The organism is Pseudoxanthomonas suwonensis 11-1, assembly GCF_000185965.1.
GTDB classification, from domain to species: domain Bacteria; phylum Pseudomonadota; class Gammaproteobacteria; order Xanthomonadales; family Xanthomonadaceae; genus Pseudoxanthomonas; species Pseudoxanthomonas suwonensis_A.
In genome coordinates this window covers 2,049,791-2,066,468 of the sequence record NC_014924.1, presented here as the reverse complement: position 1 = coordinate 2,066,468, position 16,678 = coordinate 2,049,791, and the positions used below count along the sequence as shown (strand labels likewise).

The window sequence follows — 16,678 nt, the reverse complement described above, 5'->3', positions numbered from 1 at the left end:
AGCGTGGTCCCGCGGGGCGGGGCCGCGCGGGGTCCCGCAATGCTCGAGTTTCCCCGCTGGAAATACCTCGTCATCCTCGTGGTGCTGGCGATCAGCGCGCTGTACGCGCTGCCCAACATCTACCAGAACGACTACGCCGTGCAGATCACCGGCAGCCGCGGCGCCGCGCTTGACCAGGCACTGGCCGACCGCGTCTCCGCGCAGCTGTCCACCGCCGGCGTGACGCCGAAGTCGGTGGCCATCGAAGGCGACAACCTGATGGTCCGCCTCGACGACGCCGACGCCCAGACCCTGGCAGCCGACGCCCTGCGCGGCAGCCTGGGCGAGAACTACACCGTCGCCCTGAACCTGGCCTCCACCGTGCCGGACTGGCTGGACCGCATCGGCGCCAAGCCGATGGTGCTGGGCCTGGACCTGCAGGGTGGCGTGCACTTCGTCCTCCAGGTCGACCAGAACGCCGCGCTGGAGAAGCGCGTGGACGCCTACGCCGAGGACGTGCGGGTGACCCTGCGCGACAAGCGCATCCGCTACACCGCGGTCGACCGCCGTCCCGACCACACCATCGTCGCCACCCTGGGCACGGGCACCGACCCGGAGCAGGCGCGCACGACCCTGGCCCAGGCGATGCCGGCGATGAACGTCGAGCTGCAGGGCAACCGCCTGGTGGTGCGCATCCCGGATGCGGAGCTCAACCAGATCGCCGGTTCGGCGATCGAGCAGAACATCGCCACCCTGCGCAACCGCGTCAACGAGCTGGGCGTGGCCGAGCCGATCATCCAGCGCCAGGGCGAGGAGCGCATCGTCGTGCAGCTGCCCGGCGTGCAGGACACCGCCGAGGCCAAGCGCATGATCGGCGCGACCGCGACCCTCGAGTACCGCGCGGTGATCGAGGGCAATGCCATGGACGCCGTCTCCACCGGCCGCGTGCCGCCGGAGGCCAAGGTGTACTACCGCCGCGATGGCTCGCCGGTGCTGCTGAGCAAGCGCGTGATCGTCACCGGCGACCAGATGGTGGCCGCGCAGAGCTCGGTGGACCAGAACGGCCTGCCGGCGGTCAGCGTGACCCTGAACAACGTCGGCGGCGACCGCATGTTCGACTTCACCAGCGCCAGCGTCGGCAAGCCGATGGCAGTGGTGTACACCGAGCGCGTCCCGCAGGTGAAGGTCGTCAACGGCGAGGAAGTGCGCAGCTTCCGGGTCAAGGAGGAGGTGATCTCCGTGGCCAACATCAACGGCGTGTTCGGCAAGAACTTCCAGACCACCGGCCTGGAGAAGACCGAGGCCGACGACCTGGCCAAGCTGCTGCGCGCCGGTTCGCTGGCCGCGCCGATGGACTTCGTCGAGGAGAAGATCGTCGGCCCGAGCCTGGGCAAGGAGAACGTGCAGCGCGGCGTCACCGCGGTGCTGTACGCGTTCCTGTTCACCCTGGTGTTCTTCGCCGTGTACTACCGCATGTTCGGCGTTCTGACCGGCATCGCGCTGATGTTCAACCTGCTGATCGTGGTCGCGGTGATGTCGCTGTTCGGCGCCACCATGACCCTGCCGGGCTTCGCTGGCCTGGCGCTGTCGATCGGCCTGTCGGTGGACGCCAACGTGCTGATCAACGAGCGCATCCGCGAGGAACTGCGCGCCGGCGTGCCGCCGAAGGCGGCGATCGCCAACGGCTACGAGAAGGCGTCCGGCACCATCTTCGACGCCAACCTCACCGGCATCCTCGCCGGCGTGGCCCTGTACGCGTTCGGCACCGGCCCGCTGAAGGGCTTCGCCGTGACCATGGTGATCGGCATCTTCGCCTCCATGTTCACCGCGATCACCGTGTCGCGCGCCCTGGCGGTGCTGCTGTATTCCCGCCGCAAGAAGCTCAAGTCCCTGGCCGTCTGAGGGAAGGAACCCACGCATGAACATCTTCCCGCTTTCGTTCATTCCCCACGAGCCGCGCATCGACTTCATGAAGATGCGCTGGGTGGCGATCGTCATCGCCGCGCTGCTGTTCGTCGGCTCCATCGCCGGCATCGTCAAGGGCTTCAACTACGCACTGGACTTCACCGGCGGCACCGTGGTCGAGGTACGCTTCGCCCAGTCCACGCCGGTCGACCAGGTGCGCGAGCGCCTGGCCGCCGCCGGCTACGACGGGGCGCAGGTGCAGAGCTTCGGCAGCGGCAGCGACGTGCTGGTGCGCCTGCAGCCGCGCGACGGCGAGACCACCACCGATGCCAACAACCGCACCGCCCAGGACGTGCTGGCGGCGGTTTCCACCGCGGAGAACCCGGCGACCCTGCTGCGTACCGAGTTCGTCGGTCCGCAGGTGGGCCGCGAGCTGGCCCTGAACGGCCTGTACGCGGCGATCTTCGTGGTCGTTGGCTTCCTGATCTACATCGGCTTCCGCTTCGAGTTCAAGTTCGCGGTGTCGGCCACCCTGACCACGATGTTCGACGTGCTGGTCGTGGCCGGCTACTTCGCCTGGAGCGGCCTGGACTTCGACCTGACCGTGCTGGCCGGCCTGCTGGCGGTGATGGGCTTCTCGATCAACGACACCATCGTGGTGTTCGACCGCGTGCGCGAGAACTTCCGCACCCTGCGCGCCGAGCCGAACGAGATCTTCAACCGCTCGATCAACCAGACCCTGTCGCGCACCATCATCACCTCGGTGGTGTTCTTCCTGTCGGTGCTGGCCCTGTACCTGTACGGCGGTGGCTCGCTGGAAGGCCTGGCCCTGAGCCAGATGATCGGCGCGGTCGTCGGCACCCTGTCCTCGATCTTCCTGGCCTGCCCGCTGCTGACCCTCGGCTTCCTGAAGGTCACCAAGCAGGACCTGCTGCCCAAGGCCAAGGACGAGGCGGAGCTGGCGCGCCGTCCGTAAACGGACGCCGTCCGCCGCATTGGAAAGCCGCCCCAGGGCGGCTTTTCTTTTGCCTCGACAAAGCCCTCCTCCCGGGGGGGACGGGTTGGGGAGGGGTAGGGTGCCCGGCGCGGCCCGCACTCGCGGCGCGGTTGCCATCCCGCACCCCAGCCATCCCGATTGCAGAGGGGGCTAAACGTCGGGCAAGAAAAAAGCCGCCTACCCCGGAGGGCAGGCGGCTTTCCAGACGGATCTCAGTTGAACGCCGCGGCGTAGCCGGTGTTGACCACCAGCTTCTGCAGCTCGTCGGCCACCTTCACGTTGCCGGCGATGATCTGGCGGCCGTCCGGGCCGCGCTCGTCCATGCGCGCGGCGTTGGCGCCGCGGAAGTCGCAGATCCGGCCACCGGCCTCGCGCACCAGCAGCACGCCGGCAGCGATGTCCCAGGCCTTCACGCCGGCTTCGAAGTAGGCATCCATGCGGCCGCACGCCACGTAGGCCAGGTCCAGCGCGGCCGAGCCGGTGCGGCGCACGTCCTCGGCATGGGCCAGCAGGGCATCGACGCACTTGAGCTGCGCGCTGGCGCGGGCGCGCTCGCGCGGCGGGAATCCGGTGCCGATCACGGTGCCGCCCAGGTCCTTGCGGTCGGCGACGCGGATCTTCTTGTCGTTGAGCACGGCGCCGGCCCCGCGGCTGGCGGTGAACAGCTCATTGCGCAGCGGGTCGAAGATCACCGCGTCGGTCGGCTCGCCGTTGTCGACCAGGGCGATGGACACGCAGTAGTGCGGGAAGCCGCGCAGGTAGTTGCTGGTGCCGTCGAGCGGGTCGATCACCCACTGCAGGCGGCCGTTGCGGCCGGCGGTATGGCCGCTTTCCTCGCCCAGCACGCCGTAGTCCGGATAGGCACGGCGCAGCTCCTTCACGATCACCTTCTCGGCGTCGGCATCGACCTCGCTGGCGTAGTCCATGCGCTGCTTCTGGACGACGTTGAGCGACTCCAGGCGGTTGATGTTGCGCAGCAGGACGTTACCGCCCAGGCGCGCGGCCTTGACCATGACGTTGACGACGGGATTGAGCATGGCAAAGGCTTCCGTAAAGGCTGTGGGGGCGGGCGAATTAAAAGAGCGAGCCGGCACTCGTGGCCGGTCGCGCAGTTTACCATCTGCACCATGTCCGAATCCCCAATCCAGCCCCAACACGCTGCCGGCCCGGGCCCCGGCGACATCCGCATCGTCCTGGTCGGGACCCAGCATCCCGGCAACATCGGCGCCGCCGCGCGGGCGATGAAGACCATGGGCCTGTCCAGGCTGGTCCTGGTCAGCCCGGAGAAGCCGCTGGACGACACCGCCTACCGCCGCTCGGCCGGCGCCGAGGACGTGCTCGACAGCGCCCCGGTCTACGCCACCCTGGCCGAGGCCGTGGCCGACTGCCGCATGGTCCTGGGCTGCACCGCGCGCAGCCGCCGGGTGCAGCTGGAGCAGCTGGAGCCGGACGCGGCGGCGCAGCGGGCGCTGCAGGCCACGGCCGAGGGCCCGGTGGCACTGGTGTTCGGGCGCGAGCGCACCGGCCTGACCAACGAGGAGCTGCAGCTGTGCCACGCCTCGGTCCACATCCCTTCGGACCCGGCCTTCAGCTCGCTCAACCTGGCCGCCGCGGTGCAGGTGCTGGCCTACGAGCTACGGCTGGCGGTGCTGGCGGCCGACCCGGCCCCGGCCGAGCCGCCGCCGCCGGACGCCCAGCCGGCCAGCCACGAACAGGTGGAGGGCTTCTTCGCCCAGCTGGCCGACACCCTGGACGACATCGACTTCCACAAGGGCAGGTCCCCGGATTCGGCCATGCGCAAGCTGCGCCGGCTGTTCCTGCGGACCGGCCTGACCGTGCACGAGGTGCGCCTGCTGCGCGGCGTCCTGGCCGACGCCCAGCGCATGGCGCGGCTGGCCAACGAGGCAGGCAAGGGGCCGCTGTCGCCCTGAGCGGCTTTCGGCTAGGCTTTGCCGGTCACAGGGGGGATTCACGTTGTCGAGCATGCGCTATCCGGTCCTGGCCGCGCGACGGGCGCTGCCGGGTGCAGTAAGGCACGGCCCGGCGCCGGCCATTGCGGCTGCATGCCTGCAGGCCGATCCTTCCGTTGCCATGGCCGCGCCCTCCCGGCGCCGGCCCCCGGGCGCGGAGGCTCGATGAAGCTGCGCATGGGACTGCAGGCCAGGTTCCTGGCCTCGATGTCGCTGGTGCTGGTGGTGGTCCTGGTCCTGCTGGGCCTGGTCCTGCAGCGCCAGGACGCGATGCGCCGCGAATCCGAACAACTCAGCCGCGCGGCGATCCACGAGCTGATCGACGCCCACCTGCATGCGCGCGCCCGCACCCTGGCCCAGCAGCTGGCCACCAGCCTGGCGCGGCCGCTGGACGAGGCCGACCAGGACGCGATCGTGGTGCTGCTGCGCGAGCAGGGCAAGGACGGGCTGATCCGCTACCTGCAGGTGTACGACGGCCACGGCCGCCTGGTGCAGGAAGCCGGCAGCCCCGGCGACAGCCCGATGCGGGTGATCGAGCCGCCGGCCGGCGCGCCGCCGGTGGCCGACGTGGTCACCCGTTCCGACGACAAGGTGTTCGAGGCCATCGCCCCTGTGCGCCGCGACGGTCGCCGCCTGGGCCAGGTCCGGGTCGGCCTGTCGATGGAGGTCGCGCACCGCTTCGAGGAGCAGAACGTGCAGCGCCTGCGCGAGCGGGCCGACGAACTGGCGCGGCGCCAGAACGCCTGGGTGGCGCTGCTGCTGGGCCTGCTGTTCGCGGTGGTGCTGGGCATCGCCGCGTACGTCCAGCGGGTGCTGGTACGGCCGATCCGCGACCTGGCCGCCTCGGCGCGCCGGATCGAGGACGGCGACTACAACGTCCAGGTCCGGGCCAGCGCCCGCAGCGACGAGATGGGCGAGCTGGAACGCGCGTTCAACCGCATGAGCGAGAGCGTGGCCCGCCACGACCGCGACGTGCGCCAGATCGCCTACACCGATCCGCTGACCGGCCTGACCAACCGCCTGGCCTTCCGCGAGGACCTGGAGCAGCGGCTGTCGCAGCTGCGCGGCTCCGGGCGCGAGCTGGCCCTGCTGTTCGCCGACATCGACGACTTCAAGCGGGTCAACGACACCCTCGGCCACGAGGCCGGCGATGCCGCGCTGCTGCAGTTCGCCACCCGCATCCGCGGCGCGGTGCGCGACCACGGCGGGGACAACGCGATCCTGGCCCGCTTCGGCGGCGACGAGTTCGTGATCCTGGTCGAGGGCCGCGAGGTGCGGCCACTGGCCACGCGCCTGGCCGAGGTGCTGGTGGCCGAGCTGCGCGACCCGCTGGAGATCGAGGGCCGCCAGGTGTTCCTGGGCACTTCGATCGGCATCACCCTGTTCCCGGAAGACGCCAGCAGCGCCAGCGGCCTGATGAAGAACGGCGACATCGCCATGTACCAGGCCAAGAGCGCGGGCAAGAACGGCTTCCGCTTCTACAGCCGGGCCATGGACCACGCGGTCGAGCGCCGCGCGCACATGGAGCAGGAACTGCGCGGCGCCTGGGAGCGCGGCGAGGTCAGCGTGGTCTACCAGCCGATCGGCCGTACCAGCGACGGCCGGATCCTGGGTGCCGAGGCGCTGCTGCGCTGGCAGCACCCGGAGCTGGGCACGATCTCGCCGGCGGCCTTCATCGACGTGGCCGAGCAGAGCGGCCTGATCGACCAGCTCGGCCCGCGGGTGTTGCGCCAGGCCTGCCAGGACGCGGCGCACTGGGCGCGCGAGTGCGGCGGCGAGCCGCCGTTCGTTTCGGTCAACGTGTCGCCGCGCCAGCTCCGCCACGGCGAACTGCCGGGGATCGTGGCCGAGTGCCTGGCCGAGTCCGGGCTGCCCGCCGGCTGCCTGCACCTGGAGCTGACCGAGACCGCCCTGATCAGCGACGAGCTGCAGGCCGGCGTGCTGCTGACCCGCCTGCACGGCAGTGGCGTGAAGGTGTGGCTGGACGATTTCGGTACCGGTTTCTCCGGCCTCAGCCACCTGCGCCGGGTGCCGGTGGACGGGTTGAAGATCGACCGCAGCTTCATCGCCGACATGCAGCGCGACCCCGACGACCTGGCCCTGACCAGCGCGATCGTGGCCATGGCCCATTCGCTGGGGATCACCGTCGTGGCCGAGGGCGTGGAGAAGCAGGCCCAGCGCGACCTGCTGGCCGGGCTGGGCTGCGACCTGATCCAGGGCTACTGGCTGGGCCACCCGCTGGCGGCCGGCGAGCTGCTGGCGCGGCTGTCCGCCCGGTCCTGAGCCCGGCTCAGCCCAGGCGGTCGATCCACTGGCCGACCAGGGCGGCCAGTTCGCCCGAGACCACCGCCATCACCCCGATGGTGGTGGCCGAGACCAGCCACAGGCACAGCAGCAGGGCGCCGTCGCGCTCCAGCAGGGCCAGCGCGAACAGGAGCAGCAGGCCGGCGAAGACGTAGTTGGTCATCGGGATCGGCAGCGCCAGCAGCACGCCCAATACCGCCATCAGGAGCCCGGTCAGGGCGTTGGCCGCGCGGTTGCCGGCCAGCCCCTGCAGGCGAGGGCGGACCAGGTGTTCCAGCCGTCCCAGCCACGGCGCGATCCGCTGGCGGAAGCGGTTGAGGGTGCTCCGCCGCGGGCCACGCCGACCGACGAAGCGTGGCAGCCAGGGCCGCGACAGCCCGGCGATCAGCTGCAGGCCGATCAGCACCACCAGCGGGCCGGCGACCACGCCGGCGGCGCCCGGTACCGGGATGAAGCCCGGCAGGATCGACACGAACAGGAACATGCCGAAGGCGCTGCGCCCCAGGTCGCCGAGCAGGTGGTCCAGGGTGAGCAGTTCGTCCGGATCGCCCTGCGCGAAGCCGTCGAGCAGGCGCGTGAGCCCGCTGCGGGCCGGGGTGGGGCCAGCCGGGTCAGTCGGCCTCGCCATCGTCCTCGACCGGCAGCTGGCTCAGCAGCAGCTTGTCGATGCGGGCACCGTCCAGGTCGACCACCTCGATGCGCCAGCCGGCCCAGTCGAAGTACTCGCCCACGTGCGGGATGCGGCCGAAGTGCGCGATGCACATGCCGGCAAGCGTGTGGTAGTCGCCTTCCTCGGGGTCGGGCAGGGCGACGCCACCCATCAGTTCGCGCAGGTCGTCGGCGGGCAGCGAGCCGCCTACCAGCAGCGAGCCGTCCTCGCGGGTGACCACCAGGGCCTCGCCGTCGTTGTGCTCGACCGCCTGCAGGCGGCCCAGCACCGCGCCCATCACGTCGTTGACGGTGACCAGGCCCTGGATCTCGCCGTATTCGTCCACCACCAGCGCCATCGATTGCTGTTCCTCGCGGAAGATCTCCAGCAGCTTCATCGCATGGGTGGACTCTGACACGAACAATGTGTGCCTGAGGTCGTGGAACAGGTCGCCGTCCAGGCCGTGGGCGGTCAGCACCAGCGACTTGACCTCCAGCACGCCGGCCACGTCCTCGTCGCTGCCGCGATAGACCGGATAGCGCGAGAACCGGTGCTCGTGCATCGCCTGCAGGTTCTCTTCCAGCGGCGCGTTCGCGTCCAGCCAGGCGATCCGGTTGCGCGGGGTCATCAGGCTGTCGGCGGTGCGGTCGCCCAGGCGCATGACCCGGTTCATCATGTCGCGCTCGTGCGCGTCGATCACGCCCTGCTCGTGGCTCTCCGCCACCAGCATGCGGATCTCCTCTTCGCTGATGGTGCTGACCTGGTCCTTGCCCAGGCCGACCGCGCGCAGCACCAGCCGGGTGCTCTGCGACAGCAGCCACACGAACGGGAAGGCGATCCGCGCCAGCCAGCCCATGGGCATGGCGACGAAGCTGGCGATTCGCTCCGGGGCGGTGATGGCCAGGCGCTTGGGCACCAGCTCGCCGAAGATCAGCGTGAAGTAGGTGATCAGGGCCACCGCCAGCAGCTTGCCGAGGGTGGCGGCGTACTGGCCAAGGGCGGGGAACACGTTGTCCAGCCAGCCGCCGATCGCCAGGCCGATGGCCTCGCCGCCGAACAGGCCGGTGAGGATGCCGATCAGGGTGATGCCGATCTGGACCGTGGACAGGAAGTTCTCGGGCCGCTCGGACAGCGACAGGGCGCGCGCGGCGCGCTTGCTGGCCTGCGCGAGCTGCTTGAGGCGGCTCTTGCGCGAGGTCATGACCGACATCTCCGACATCGCGAAGAAGCCGTTCAGCAGGATCAGGGCGAAAACGATCAGCAGCTCAGCCACGCCGGGAGACCCCGCGGCGGGCATGGGAGGGCTGGGTGCGCGGCGCCATCAGGGCGCGGCGGGAGCGGGGGCTGGGGTCGTCGTCCATAGGGTGCGCCCGGAGGCGCGCGGCGGATGATAGCAGAGTGGCGTGCAAGGACCGCAGGAGCGGATTGCTGCACCGCGGCAGTACCGGCACGGGGCACAGGCTGTCATAATTTGCCCGATCGCCGCCCGTCCCGAGGCGGAGGACAGTCATTCGATGTTCTCACTGCAGACCATTTTCGGCTCCGGCAAGCAGTTCTTCACGCTGCTGGACGAGGCGGCCGTCGCGGCCCACGACAGCACCAAGGCCCTGTACCAGATGATGAAGGCCGCCGACCGGCAGCCGGCCCTGGATGCGTTCAAGCTGGCCCGCCAGCGCGAGCGGACCGCCTCGGAGAAGATCGGCCAGGCCCTGGTCGACAGCTTCATGACCCCGCTGGAGCGCGAGGACATCGAGGCCCTGGGTTCGGCGCTGTACAAGATCCCCAAGCAGGTCGAGAAGTTCGCCGACCGCTATTCGCTGGCCACCCAGCACCTGGCCCACATCGACTTCGCCCCGCGCGCGGCGATGCTGGAGCAGGCCGCCGGCGTGGTGGTGGAGATGGTCCATGGCCTGCGGCACATGAACCTGGACAAGATGACCGTGCTCAACGAGAAGTTGCGTTCGATCGAGAACGAGGCCGACCGGCTGATGCTCGAGCTGTACCGCGACATCTACTCCGGGCGCCTGGACCATCTGCAGATGTTCCTGCTGAAGGAATTCTTCGAGATCCTGGAGAAGGCCATCGACCGCTGCCGCGAGGCCGGCGTGGTGGTCTACCAGATCACGCTCAAGAACAGCTGACGGGCCACTGCCATGCTGACCCTCGTGCTGGTCGTGATCCTGGCCGCGCTCGTCTTCGAGTTCATCAACGGCTTCCACGACACCGCCAACTCGATCGCCACGGTCGTGGCGACCAAGGTGCTGTCGCCCGGCGCGGCGGTATCGCTGGCCGCGGTGATGAACCTGATCGGCGCGCTGATGGGCACCGCGGTGGCGGCGACCATCGCGACCGGCATCATCAACACCGACGTGGTCGAGGCCAGCTCGCAGGTGATCCTGTGCGCGCTGCTGGGCGGGATCGGCTGGAACCTGTTCACCTGGTGGTTCGGCCTGCCGTCCTCGTCCTCGCACGCCCTGATCGGCGGCCTCTGCGGCGCCGGCCTGGCCGCGGCCAGCAACAACTGGGACGCGCTGATCTGGTCGCAGCACCTGGGCAGCTGGTCGCAGAACAAGGGCCTGCTGTGGAAGGTGTTCCTGCCGATGGTCACCTCGCCTCTGGCCGGCTTCGTCATGGGCGTGGCGATCATGCTCCTGCTGTGGGCGATCATCGCCGGCATGGCCCGCGCCGGCGGCGTGCTGCGCCGTCTGGCTCGTCCGCGCTGGGTCAATGCGTTCTTCGGCAAGGCGCAGATCGCCTCGGCCGCGTACATGGGCTTCGCCCACGGCCACAACGACGCGCAGAAGACCATGGGCATCATCGCCCTGACCCTGATGGGCGCCGAAGCCGCCGGCACCCTGGACAACCTGCCGTCGTGGCTGGCCTTCCTGCACCCGGGTGACAACGACAGCACCCACATCGCCACCTGGATCGTGCTGACCTGCGCCCTGGTGATGGCGGCCGGTACCGCCTCCGGCGGCTGGCGCATCATCAAGACCCTGGGCCACAAGATGGTCAAGCTGCACCCGATCCACGGCTTCGCCGCCGAGACCAGCTCGGCCACGGTGCTGACCCTGGCTGCGCACTTCGGCATGCCGGTCTCGACCACCCACAGCATCTCCACCGCGATCATGGGCGTGGGCTTCGCCAAGAACCCGCGGGCGCTGAAGATCGGCGTGATCGAGCGCATCATCTGGGCCTGGATCATGACCATCCCGGCCGCCGGCGGCCTGGCCTGGCTGTTCCTGCGCGGCATGAAGGCGATGGGCTGGGCCTGATTCCCGCCCGCAGCCCGTACGGGAGGCCGCCGCAAGGCGGCCTTTCCTTTTTGCCCGGGCGACGCGGTGCACGGCGGCGCTAAGCTTCGCCCATGCCGGATTCCATTGACGCCGCCGCCCGCATCCTCGCCGCCGTGCGCGCGATCCCGCGCGGGCAGGTCGCCGGTTATGGCGAGGTGGCGCGTCGCGCCGGCTTGCCGGGCAGGGCACGGCTGGCGGCGCGGGTGCTGGCGCAGAACACCGACCGCACGCTGCCGTGGCACCGGGTGTTGAGGGCCGACGGACGCATCGCCTTTCCGGAAGGCTCGGCGGGTTTCCGCGAGCAGTGCCAGCGCCTGCGCGCCGAGGGCGTGGCGGTGGTCGGCGGACGCGTGCGTCGCCAGCCCGGCGCCCACAGCGACCTGGATACCGCGGTCTGGGGGCCGGACGCGGGCTGAGATGGATGCGTCGTGGCGGGGCGCGAACGCGTCCCCGTTATGATGGCCGTCCCCCATCCATGGAGCCGCGGATGTTCGCGACGCGACTGCCTCCCGTCACCAAGGCCCTGCTGATCGCCAACGTGGCGGTATTCCTGCTGCAGCTGGTCCTCGGCGACACCACCTTCTCGGCCTTCATGCTGTGGCCGCCGCTGGGCTTCGACCCGTTCTGGCCGGCACAGAGCTTCCAGCCCTGGCAGCTGCTGAGCTATGGCTTCCTGCACGGCAGCCTGGGCCACCTGTTCTTCAACATGCTGGCGCTGTACATGTTCGGCGCCCCGCTGGAGTCGACCTGGGGGCCGCGTCGGTTCCTGACCTACTGGCTGGTCACCGTGGCCGGTGCCGGCCTGTGCCAGCTGCTGGTGGGCTGGTGGGCCGTGTCCTCCGGGTCCCCGCCGTATCCGACCATTGGTGCCTCCGGCGGCGTGTTCGGCCTGCTGCTGGCCTACGGCATGCTGTTCCCCAACCAGCGGGTGATGCTGCTGTTCCCGCCGATCCCGATGAAGGCACGTACCTTCGTGATCGTGTTCGGCGTGGCCGAGCTGGTGCTGGGCATGACCGGCTGGCAGCCGGGCGTGGCCCACTTCGCCCACCTCGGCGGCATGCTGTTCGGCTGGCTGGTGATCCGCTACTGGCGCGGCCAGCCGCCGTTCGGTGGCGGCCGCCGCCCGCCGCCGCCAAACCGGCCCAACCACCTGCGCCGGGTCAAGTAGCCGCAAGTGCGTAAACGAAGAAGGCGCGGTCACCCGCGCCTTCTTCCGTTGCGCCGGCCACGTGGCTCAGCGCCAGATCCGCACCTGTGCGGTCTCGGCACGCTGCATAGGCTGGCCTGCGCGGCAGCCGAAGGCCTCGGCGAATTCCGGCAGGTTGGACAGGGTGATGTTGCTGCGCAGCGGCCCCGGCGCATGCATGCCACGACGTGCGGCGGTGGCGGGTTCGCGCCGGCCCCACAGCTGCGACCACGCGAAGAACACCGCCTGCTGCTGCTCCGGCCCGGCCTGCGGGTGGGCGCGCTTCCAGGCAGCCAGCGCCAGTTCCAGGCCGGCCAGGTCGGAGATGGCCTGTTCCTTGATCCGGGCGCCATCGACCCGGGCACCGGCCAGGGCCGGATGGGTGTGGTTGGCGTACTGCGCCGCCACCCGCTGGCCAAGCAGGTTCCACGCACCGCGGTCGGCGGCGCTCCACCAGCTGCGCAGCTCGCCCCGGGCATCGACCAGGGCGCCACGGGCGTCGACCGCACGGGTGAGCTGGTTGCCCACCAGGGCGCCGTAGGCGCCGTACTCGCGCGCCGGGTTACCGGCCTCGAACACCGGCGCCTGCAGCACCGCGGCGGTGACGACCAGGCGGTTGCGGGTGGCGTCGTAGGCCACCGACGGCTGTTGCGGCAGCACGTCCCAGCGGCGGTCCGGGGTGCCGCGTCCGATCCGCTTCATCTCCTCGCGCTGCCGCCAGGCCGAGGCCAGCAGGATGTTTCCGCCGAAGCTGGCGCGGTCCATGGGCGGCATCGCGTAGTCGAGCTCGCGGCGCGGGGCGCCTACCTCGATCTGCACGGCCGCCAGCTTGGCCTTGGCCTCGGCACGCGATTCCGGGTCCAGCCAGCTGGCCGTGTCCACCGCGGCCATCTGCGCGCGTCGCACCTGGTCGGCGACCTCGGCAGCGCGCTGGCGCGTGGCGGCGGGGAGGTGGCGGGCCGCGTACTCGCGGCCCAGCATCGGCCCGGCGGTCAGGTTGATCGCGTCCAGCACCAGTTCCTCGCGCGAGGAACCACCACCGCGGAAGGCGCGACTGGCCTCACGGAAGTCACGCGACAGGTACGGGGCCATGGCATCGCCCACGCGCCAGCGCAGGTAGGCCTTCCACTGTTCCGGCGGCAGCTTCGCAACGAGGCTGTCGAGCTCGGCGAACAGGGTCGGGTCGGGCAGGGAGACCACGTCGTCCTTGACGCCCTGGGCGCGCAGGAAGCGGTCCAGCTGCAGGTTCGGGTAGGTCCGGGCGACATCACGCACCTTCACCGGAACGTAGGACCGGAACGGATTCTCCAGCGCCACCCTCGAGGGCGATCGACGCGCGATCGCCGTCTCGATCGCGATCACCGCATCCACGTCGCCATCCAGGCGGTCCGGCGTGGAGCCGGTTAGCGCCAGCATCCGGCGCACGTAGTCGCGGTAGCGGGCGAGGGTCGCGCGGTTGGATGGGTTGTCGCGGGTATAGAAGGCCGGATCGCCCAAGCCGGTGCCGCCGGGCATGAAATAGCCGATGTGCCGGTCCAGCGCCTTGAGGTCGAAGTCCGGGGCGAAGTTGAAGGCCACCGGGATGCCGGTACGGTGCAGTTCGCCGATCACTGCGGGCACGTCGCTGCCGCGGCGGATGCCATCGATGCGTGCCAGCAGCGGTGCGATCGGGCGTGCGCCGTCGGCTTCCACCGCGTCCTCGTCCAGCCCGCTGGCCCACAGGTCGCCCAGGCGCTTCTGCACGTCGTTGCGCGGGGCGCGCATCGCCTCGTCGAGCAGCTCGCGCTGCTGCTGGCGGGTGTGCGCGACGAGTTGGCCGAGGACGCTCTCCGGGCCGGCGGCGGGCGGGTTGGCGGCCAGCCAGGAGGCATTGGCCTGGCTGTAGAAATCCGTGCATTGCGCGGGAGCGGCCAGCGGCGAGTTGCCGGGCTCGACAGGCGCCTGCGCGGCAGCGCCACCGGCAGCCAGGGACAGCGCCAGGGCGAAGGCGAGGGACAGGGGGCGGAGCGGGTGCGGCATCGGACGACCGGTGCGGGGAGTCGGCCGCAGTCTAGGAACGCGCCGCGGGAGGCCCCGTGACGCGCGCGTCTAGGCAGCCTTCACTTCTCCCAACGGGGCCAGAACGCCGGCAAAAGAAAGGGCCCGGCAATGCCGGGCCCTTCCTGGAGTGACGCGTGCAGCCTGCCTTACCAGATCACGACCTGGGCATCGCCCTGGCGCGACATCGGCTGGCCCGGCTCGCACTTGAACGCGGCGGCGAAGGCCGGCAGGTTCGACGGCGCGCCGATGGCGCGGAACTGCGCCGGGGCGTGCTCGTCGGTGGCGATGCGGGTCTTCAGCTCTTCCGGGGTGAAGTTGCGACGCCACACCGTGGCCCAGTTGAGGAAGAAGCGCTGGTCGCGGGTCAGGCCGTCGGTCATCGGGTCCGGCTGGCCCTCGGTGGCCTTCTTCATCGCGTCATAGGCCGTGGCCAGGCCACCCAGGTCGGCGATGTTCTCGCCCAGGGTGTGGCGACCGTTGATCTTCTGGCCGTCGGCGGTGGTGTAGCCGTTGAACTGTTCGACCAGCTTGCCGGTGCGGGCGGCGAAGCCTTCCGCGTCGGCCGGGGTCCACCAGTTCTCGAACTTGCCGGTCGCGCCGAAGCGGCTGCCCTGGTCGTCGTAGCCGTGGGTCATCTCGTGGCCGATCACCGCGCCGATGCCGCCGTAGTTCATCTCGTCGCTGGCCTGCGGGTCGAAGAAAGGCGGCTGCAGGATGGCGGCCGGGAACACGATCTCGTTCTGCAGCGGGTTGTAGTAAGCGTTGACCATCTGCGGCGGCATGCCCCATTCGGTCTTGTCCACCGGCTGGCCGATCTTGGACAGGTTCCAGCGGTAGTTGAACTCCTGGGCGGCCAGCACGTTGCCGATGTAGCTCTCGCGGCTGGTCTCCAGGCCGTCCCACTCGCGCCACTTGTCGGGGTAGCCGATCTTGGTGGTGAACGCGGCGTTCTTGGCCAGGGCCTTGGCCTTGGTCTCCTCGCTCATCCACTCCAGGTTCTGGATGCGCGCTTCCAGCGCCTGGCCGAGGTTGGCGACCAGGGCCTCCATCTTGGCCTTGGACTCGGCCGGGAACGCGACCTGCACGTACAGCTGGCCCAGGGCTTCGCCGGCCTGGTTGTTGATCGTGCCGAGCACGCGCTTCCAGCGCGGCTTCATTTCCTTCTGGCCGCGCAGGGTGGCCGAGTAGAAGTTGAAGTTCTCCTGCACGAACTCGTCGCTCAGGAACGGCGCGGCGCCGTCGACGGTGTGGAAGCGCAGGTAGGCCTTCCACACCGACGGGTCGGTGTCGGCCAGGGCCTTGTCGACCTCCCTGTGGAAGTCCGGCATCGCCAGCGAGAACTGCTGCGGCGCGGCCACGCCCTGCGACTCGAAGAACTTCGACCACGGGAAGTTCGGGGTCAGCGCGTCGGCGTCGGCCAGGCTGACCGGGTTGTAGTACAGCGAGACGTCGCGGCTCAGGTCCTCGCGCGACTTGGAGGCCTTGGCCAGGCGGGTCTCGAAGGCCATGACCTGCTGCGCCTGCTCCTGGGCCGCGGCGGCGTCGACGCCGGACAGCTCGAGGATGCGCGCGATGTGGGCCACGTACTTCTCGCGGATCTCCTGCTTGTCCGCGTCGGTGTAGTACTTGCTGTCCGGCAGGCCCAGGCCGCCCTGGCTGGCGTAGGCGATGTTCAGGTCCGGATCCTGGAAGTCGGCTTCGGCACCGAAGTCGAACAGGAAGTTGCCGCCCTTGGCAGCGGTGGTGCGCAGGTACTCGACGATGCTGGCGGTATCGGACAGCGCGTCGATCGCGGCCAGGTCGGCGGCCAGCGGCTGGATGCCCTGGGCGTTGATCTTCGCCTCGTCCATGCCGGTGGCCCACAGGTCGCCGACGATCTTCTTCACGCCGGTGGCGGCGGTGTCGGCGCCGGCCTGCTCGGCCAGCTGCTGCTGGATGGCGTTGGAGCGCTCGTCGAGCATCTCGAACGCGCCCCAGCTGGTGCGGTCGCCCGGGATCGGGTTGGCAGCCAGCCACTTGCCGTTGGCGTAGCCGGCGAAGTCGTCGCAGGCCTGCTTGGTCTCGTCCAGGTCGGCCAGGTCGAAGCGGTTGACCGGCGGCAGCTTGGACTCGTCCAGGGTCAGGGCGGGCGCGGCGTCGGCCTGGGTGGCGGCGGTGTCGTCCTTGGAGCAGGCAGCCAGCGCGGCGGCGATGGCCAGCGGCAGCAGCAGGGCTTGGGTCTTGCGCATGTTCACGTTAGGAAATCTCCGGCCCTCGCGGGCATGGCTATGGCCCCGGGCGGGGCAGTGCCGGGCACTGTACGCCCCCGTTCGCGGGCCGGGGGACTGCCGGAGGTCATGTGTGCACAATGGC

The 16,678-nt window shown here is 70.1% G+C and carries 13 protein-coding genes; 8 read left to right on the top strand and 5 right to left on the bottom strand.

The features are described 5' to 3' along the window. The first annotated feature begins 39 nt into the window (after positions 1 to 39). Entirely contained in the window at positions 40 to 1,881 is a 1,842-nt protein-coding gene (gene secD, locus PSESU_RS09395; protein WP_013535539.1) for a protein translocase subunit SecD, read from the top strand. Positions 1,882 to 1,897: 16 nt separating this feature from the next. Then, positions 1,898 to 2,860, top strand: a complete 963-nt coding sequence (secF, locus tag PSESU_RS09390; RefSeq protein ID WP_013535538.1) for a protein translocase subunit SecF — start codon at positions 1,898 to 1,900, stop codon at positions 2,858 to 2,860. A 233-nt stretch (positions 2,861 to 3,093) separates the two neighbouring features. Here secF and PSESU_RS09385 read toward each other — a convergent pair whose 3' ends face one another. Then, the gene (locus tag PSESU_RS09385; RefSeq protein ID WP_013535537.1) at positions 3,094 to 3,918 is read right to left on the bottom strand and encodes an inositol monophosphatase family protein; all 825 of its coding nucleotides are present in this window, start codon (positions 3,916 to 3,918) and stop codon (positions 3,094 to 3,096) included. A 90-nt stretch (positions 3,919 to 4,008) separates the two neighbouring features. Here PSESU_RS09385 and PSESU_RS09380 point away from each other — a divergent pair, with 90 nt between their 5' ends. Beyond that, the gene (locus PSESU_RS09380) at positions 4,009 to 4,812 is read left to right on the top strand and encodes an RNA methyltransferase (RefSeq protein WP_013535536.1); all 804 of its coding nucleotides are present in this window, start codon (positions 4,009 to 4,011) and stop codon (positions 4,810 to 4,812) included. A gap of 204 nt (positions 4,813 to 5,016) precedes the next feature. Beyond that, positions 5,017 to 7,134 carry a putative bifunctional diguanylate cyclase/phosphodiesterase gene (locus tag PSESU_RS09375; protein WP_013535535.1) on the top strand — a complete coding sequence of 706 codons (2,118 nt, stop codon included), beginning with the start codon at positions 5,017 to 5,019 and terminating at the stop codon, positions 7,132 to 7,134. Between the two features lie 7 nt (positions 7,135 to 7,141). Here PSESU_RS09375 and PSESU_RS09370 read toward each other — a convergent pair whose 3' ends face one another. Together PSESU_RS09370 and PSESU_RS09365 are read right to left on the bottom strand one after the other, a co-directional pair. Continuing rightward, complete coding sequence (locus PSESU_RS09370; protein WP_013535534.1) at positions 7,142 to 7,783, bottom strand: exopolysaccharide biosynthesis protein; 642 nt, start codon at positions 7,781 to 7,783, stop codon at positions 7,142 to 7,144. After that, complete coding sequence (locus PSESU_RS09365; RefSeq protein ID WP_041764065.1) at positions 7,767 to 9,077, bottom strand: hemolysin family protein; 1,311 nt, start codon at positions 9,075 to 9,077, stop codon at positions 7,767 to 7,769. Before PSESU_RS09365 ends, PSESU_RS09370 begins: the two co-directional genes overlap by 17 nt. A gap of 241 nt (positions 9,078 to 9,318) precedes the next feature. Here PSESU_RS09365 and PSESU_RS09360 point away from each other — a divergent pair, with 241 nt between their 5' ends. The 4 genes from PSESU_RS09360 to PSESU_RS09345 all read left to right on the top strand — a co-directional run bounded on the left by PSESU_RS09360 (position 9,319) and on the right by PSESU_RS09345 (position 12,268). Next, positions 9,319 to 9,945 (top strand): DUF47 domain-containing protein, encoded by a 627-nt coding sequence (locus PSESU_RS09360; RefSeq protein WP_013535532.1) that lies wholly within the window; start codon positions 9,319 to 9,321, stop codon positions 9,943 to 9,945. 12 nt (positions 9,946 to 9,957) lie between these two features. Continuing rightward, complete coding sequence (locus PSESU_RS09355; protein WP_013535531.1) at positions 9,958 to 11,079, top strand: inorganic phosphate transporter; 1,122 nt, start codon at positions 9,958 to 9,960, stop codon at positions 11,077 to 11,079. A gap of 92 nt (positions 11,080 to 11,171) precedes the next feature. Beyond that, positions 11,172 to 11,516, top strand: coding sequence for an MGMT family protein (locus PSESU_RS09350; protein WP_013535530.1), 345 nt, complete (start codon positions 11,172 to 11,174; stop codon positions 11,514 to 11,516). Between the two features lie 71 nt (positions 11,517 to 11,587). Further along, positions 11,588 to 12,268, top strand: a complete 681-nt coding sequence (locus tag PSESU_RS09345; protein ID WP_013535529.1) for a rhomboid family intramembrane serine protease — start codon at positions 11,588 to 11,590, stop codon at positions 12,266 to 12,268. A 66-nt stretch (positions 12,269 to 12,334) separates the two neighbouring features. Here the strand turns inward: PSESU_RS09345 and PSESU_RS09340 are convergent, their stop codons facing one another. Both PSESU_RS09340 and PSESU_RS09335 read right to left on the bottom strand, forming a co-directional pair. Further along, positions 12,335 to 14,305, bottom strand: coding sequence for a M13-type metalloendopeptidase (locus PSESU_RS09340; RefSeq protein WP_013535528.1), 1,971 nt, complete (start codon positions 14,303 to 14,305; stop codon positions 12,335 to 12,337). 167 nt (positions 14,306 to 14,472) lie between these two features. After that, positions 14,473 to 16,536 carry a M13 family metallopeptidase gene (locus tag PSESU_RS09335; RefSeq protein ID WP_041764767.1) on the bottom strand — a complete coding sequence of 688 codons (2,064 nt, stop codon included), beginning with the start codon at positions 16,534 to 16,536 and terminating at the stop codon, positions 14,473 to 14,475. Positions 16,537 to 16,678 lie beyond the last annotated feature (142 nt).